General features: G+C 61.9%; 3 protein-coding genes and 1 tRNA gene. 2 read left to right on the top strand and 2 right to left on the bottom strand.

Annotation, left to right across the window (positions count from 1 at the left end):
* Positions 1 to 354 (bottom strand): DUF4241 domain-containing protein (locus RT582_RS22305; RefSeq protein WP_313480071.1); only part of this gene is annotated, 354 nt, incomplete at its 3' end.
* Between the two features lie 124 nt (positions 355 to 478).
* Between RT582_RS22305 and RT582_RS22300 the strand changes: the two genes are divergently transcribed.
* Positions 479 to 568, top strand: a tRNA-Ser gene (locus tag RT582_RS22300).
* Between the two features lie 408 nt (positions 569 to 976).
* Entirely contained in the window at positions 977 to 2,176 is a 1,200-nt protein-coding gene (locus RT582_RS22295; RefSeq protein WP_049471393.1) for a hypothetical protein, read from the top strand.
* A gap of 150 nt (positions 2,177 to 2,326) precedes the next feature.
* Here RT582_RS22295 and RT582_RS22290 read toward each other — a convergent pair.
* On the bottom strand, positions 2,327 to 4,034 hold a 1,708-nt coding region (locus tag RT582_RS22290; RefSeq protein WP_313480070.1), incomplete at its 5' end, for a 3'-5' exonuclease.

The following is a 4,034-nucleotide window of genomic DNA, read 5'->3' as shown; positions in this document are numbered from 1 at the left end:
GTCGACCGGGTAGCCGATGAAGCTGTCCTCATCCAGGCCGGTCAGGTCCTGCGTAGTCCCGCGCGCCATCTGCCAGTGCAGGGCAGACGCAGTGAGGGCTTCGCGGGGCGTGAACCAGACCACGGCCAACGCCGGGCGGCCGCTGTGCACGATGATTTCGACCGGGTGCCGGCCCAGCGGGGCGGTGTAGTCGGCCAGCGCAGGCGCCTCGGCCTGGACCAGCGGATCGCAGACCACCAGCTGCCCGCTGCTGACCGGCAGGTGCCCGGCGAAGGTGCGGTGCAGGGCCAAAGCGGCCAGCTGGGTATCGTCCAGCAGGCAGGTGCGCAGGTTGGCCAGATCGAGATGGGCCATGGCGGCTCCGGGTGCGGTGAAGGCCCCCACCGTGCCGGATGCGAAGGGCAGGGGCAAGGTGGTCTTGGGCAAACGCCCTTCACGTGCGAGAATACGCCGCTGCCCGGGCGACCGGGACCCGATTGGAGAGATGGCCGAGCGGTTTAAGGCACCGGTCTTGAAAACCGGCGAAGGGTTAAACCTTCCGTGGGTTCGAATCCCACTCTCTCCGCCAATTTCAAAAAGCTCCTGGGGATAGGAGCTTTTTTCGTTTCTGCGCAATCTGCTGCCGAACCCAGCCTTGCAGCTCGGATTGCATTCACAGTGCCCGCGACCGATGCAAATGGAGCGTGGAAAGCGGCTGGCCCTGATCTTGCCGTGTTGGGTGCACAAGCGGGCGCCGCGCGTTTCAATCGCTCGTAGATCGAAGAAATTTCTCTGGCTGGCGCGTTCGAATGACCCGTTCGCCTGGCCGAAGAACGAGGGCTGCCGGCTGTCTCCCGGAATGTCGGCCGCGCTTGCGACGCTTGGGTCTGCATGCGGTGGTTCGAGCTGGGCGATCCGACTGACTACAACCAATGGCACGGGCACTGCCTGTTGGCGTTTCGTAGCGTGAAAGCGCTTTCGCCATTGGATCTAATGAATGAATGCATGGGTGCTGCGCACTGTTCTTCTTTGTTTTCCACTGCAAGCCATTGCTGGCAGTGGTACTGAAAAGCCCGATCCGTCACGAGTGATAATATTGGGCGTCGACCATGCAGCTCAATTGGTTTCATCCAATGACAGTCCGGCAATGCTGGCGGCCTTCTTGGATCGTGCGCAACCCGACGCGATCTGTATCGAGCGGTCTCCGGAGGCCTTTGCTCGGAACGACTACTACGAATTCACCTATGAAGTTCAGGATGTGATCGTGCCCTTCGCCCGCGCCAGGGGCGTGGATCTGTGCCCAATAGACTGGGCGCCTCCGTCAGAAGACGCCAAGCTTGGCTTTGGCACCGATCTGGAAGCAATTCCGCAGGTGCGCCCTGATCAGGGTTTTCAGGGCTTCCTGTCATTCCCACGCCCGGCACAGCTGAACAGAGATATTTTCCACGCGGATACCGAGGTGAACCTTGCCAAGGTTACCCAGTGGGCTGTGACCCCCTCAAAGCGAGCAAAAGATGACCTGCCACGTCGCTTATACCTCTATCGAACCTACTTGCAGGCGAAGAGAGTGGCCGCAGCTGCGAAGGCGCGGCCTGGTGGCACCATCGTTGTAGTTGTCGGCGAGTTCCACAAGCGTGATATGGAAGCCGTTCTTTCTGATGACGACAGCATTCTTCTGGTACAGCCCACTGCCATCGGTAGACCGAGCGATGCCCAACGGGCTGCGGCGAATCGCGATGCGTACCTGTATGCAATCGCCAGCTTCAATCTACTGGGCGTTCAGGCCGGCACCGGGAATATCAACTACGCGTTTGTTGATGAAGCGGTAGCAGCGCTGGCGCAGAGCACGCCAAGCGCCGAGGTTGATCTGTATCGCACCAGGTTGGATCTGCTCCGTAAACGCATAACCTCAGAGCAAGCCGTCGAGCGATACAGAACGATCGCAACGGCTGCTGGAGATGCGCGTTTCAGCTGGACAGGCGTGAGTGACAACCAGCGTGTCGATTCCTATTTCGACCCCTTCGGTAATCTGAGTGTGAGGCAAAGAGCACTTCTTGAAGCTGCTCGAGAGCTTGGCGGTAGCACGCGCATGGTTGAGGCCGAGGCGATCGCTGGCACGATTGCCAACGAGCTTGACCCAGCTAAGTCGCGCCAATTCCAAGCGTACTTTGAGCGTTACATCAGATCTGGACGCTAGAAGCGCGGATGCTCGAGGACGACAGCTGGAGGCGTCTTCCAAGACACCACAACTGCCAGAACGACTGAACGCATCGCGGTCTCCGTATGCTGACCAACGCCCCGATCCACTCAGGGCGTGAATTACTGGGCGGCGAGGAAACCCGCGGCCTCACCCACGCCGCCCACCCTTCGGCTTGTTGTGGCACAACGGGTAACTCGAGCACGACCGGAAGGCCCCGTGCGGCCCATTGCGGTCCACGAACACGCCCACCTTGCACACCGGGCAGCGCTCTTCGTGGATGGCCGCGCCTGAGATCGCGGTCACTTCCACTGCCCCGTCCTTCACCAGCTCATCCAGGAACGGCGAGTGCCTGCCCTGCAGGGTGAACATCGCGACCGACCGTCGCGCCCGCGTCAGCGCGACATAGAACAGGCGTCGTTCTTCGCTCAGCGGATAGGTATCCCCGTCCGGCATCGCCAGCGAAAGCACCGGGTCATCCGCGCGCAGGCTCGGGAAGCTGCGGTTGATCATGCCCGGCAGGATCACGTAGTCCGCCTCGCGCCCCTTCGATCGATGGACAGTCAGGAACTCGACGTCCATCGTGCTGCCGAAGGCGGTCTTCCAATCCAAAGGCATCGCGCTGCGGTCCGCGCGATACCGCCCCAGAACGAATACAGTCACGCGCCCGTTGCGGCCCTGCGGCACTGCACCTGACAGCAGTTGCTGGTGCAGCGTCGCAAGGTATTGGCGAACACCATCCTGCACCTCCTCACGCCGGTTCATCTGGAACGCCTGCAGCACCGGACCCATTGCCGGCGCAGCAGAACGGACCTTCTTGCCGATCTGCGCGGGGTTGCGGCTGATGAAACGGCTGGAAACATCACACAGTGCCTGCGGGCAGCGGAACGTCTGCTCGAGTTTCAGCACCTGGCCATGCCCCATCCATTCGCGGAATCCGGTCATCACCGAAACGTCGGCACCAGCGAAGCGATTGATCGACTGCCAGTCATCGCCCACCGCAAACAGATGGCGGCCCGGTTGGCTGACCAGCGCACGGCAGAGGCGCGCACGGGCGCGCGAGGCATCCTGGAATTCGTCGGCCATCACCAGATCGTAGGGTGATTCATAGTGGCCCTGTTCCAGCAGCCCGGCGGCCATGTTGAGCATGTCTTCGAAATCGATGCTGCGCTCGTCAGCCAGTGCATCGTCCCAAGCCTGGAAAACCGGACCGGCGATCTCCAGGAAACGCCGGTAGCGTTCCTTGAACTGATCCTCAGGCATCTGCCGCAGGCGTGCGGCCATGTCATCCAGCGTCAGGCGGTTGCTCTTGGCATGCGCAATGAAGGTGCGCATCAGGCCAATCAGGTCTGCATCCGGCATCGGCTTGGTGCCCTGGTCAGGCAGCTCGCGGTCCGGGTTCGGGTCGAGTTCGACACCAGACGCACCCAGCCGCTCGGCAAGATGCTGCAGCGCATGTCCACTGCGCAGGCCAAACGAGGTCGTCTCGACGAGGGCAGTGCCGCGCGTCATATGCTGCTGGCGCTTCCAGTGCGTCCCTTCGCTGTAATCGGCAAAGTGCGGCGGCGGCTGGCCATGGGCATCCAGCGCGAAGTGCTCGTGATACAGCCGGGCGTCCGGGTAGTAGAAGTCAGGACGATACTGGCGGTGGGTGTCTGTCGCGGTATCGAACTCGTAGCGCCGCTCGTAGTCATACGCCACGCCGTTGTAGAACAGCCAGTCGGCGATGACGCACTCTTCCAGGCTCTTCACCCGCTCGCCCTGCAGGGTACGCATGTAGGGCGCACCATCGCGGTCGTAGCCATCGGCCATCATGTCGGCACCCAACGGCGGCAGATCGCGTCCGAACACCAGGCGG

Origin of the sequence: Stutzerimonas kunmingensis (genome assembly GCF_032106285.1) — a bacterium.
In the GTDB taxonomy this organism is placed as follows: Bacteria; Pseudomonadota; Gammaproteobacteria; order Pseudomonadales; family Pseudomonadaceae; genus Stutzerimonas; species Stutzerimonas kunmingensis_B.
The sequence above is the reverse complement of the archived record's forward strand: the minus strand, read 5'-3'. Positions and strand labels throughout refer to the sequence as shown.

Coding starts and splice junctions, on each gene's coding strand:
- RT582_RS22295 (WP_049471393.1), top strand. CDS start 977: ATGAATGCATGGGTGCTGCGCACTGTTCTTCTTTGTTTTCCACTGCAA.